The organism is Microtetraspora sp. AC03309, assembly GCF_020826795.1.
In the GTDB taxonomy this organism is placed as follows: Bacteria; Actinomycetota; Actinomycetes; order Streptosporangiales; family Streptosporangiaceae; genus Microtetraspora; species Microtetraspora glauca.
Window position 1 is genome coordinate 1 of record NZ_JADDIL010000289.1, and the last position, 774, is coordinate 774.

Below are 774 nucleotides of genomic sequence, written 5' to 3' on the forward strand. Positions count from 1 at the left end.
AGCGCCTCTGAACTGGGAGGATCGGGCTTGTCGAGAGTCCTGTCCGCGCCAATTCAGAAGGCACTTTTCACGTGCAGACTATCGCTTCCCAACGCAAGATCATGGTCTCCGCCGATGGAACGGGACTCGTCTCCCAAGCCGGTGGGCTTCTCCTGCTAGAGACACTGCGGATCACCGGCCTGAACAAGGCCCTATCAGCCCAGTTGGAGCGATGGCGGCCACCACGAGCCGTCCACGATCCCGGCAAGGTCATCACCGACCTGGCCATCAGCCTGGCTCTCGGCGGGGACTGCCTGGCCGACATCGCGATACTGCGCTCTCAGCCGGAACTGTTCGGCCATGTAGCCTCCGACCCGACCGTCTCCCGCCTGATCGACCGGCTCGCTGCCGACCCCGCCCGGGCGCTGAAAGCCATCCGCGCCGCACGTGCCGTCGCCCGCCGGCAAGCCTGGACCCTCGCCGGACAGCACGCGCCCGGCACAGACGGCGAGCTGATCCCCATCGACATCGACGCCACCATCGTCATCGCCCACTCCGACAAGGACCAGGCCACGCCGACCTGGAAGAAGACCTTCGGCTTCCACCCGATGACCGTCTTCGCCGACCACGGCGCCGACGGGGCCGGTGAGCCCCTCGCCATCGTGCTGCGGCCAGGCAACGCCGGTTCCAACACAGCACTCGATCACATCGACGCCACCCGGCTGGCACTCGCACAGCTCCCCAAACAGCGCCGCCGCCAAGTGCTGATCCGCACCGACTCCGGCGGCGGCACCC

1 protein-coding gene is annotated in these 774 nt (G+C 67.4%); it reads left to right on the forward strand.

All coding sequences use genetic code 11. The annotated features are described in order from the left end of the window. Positions 1-101 precede the first annotated feature (101 nt). The coding region (locus IMZ11_RS42890) for a transposase (RefSeq protein ID WP_255708148.1) at positions 102-774 on the forward strand (673 nt) is incomplete at its 3' end.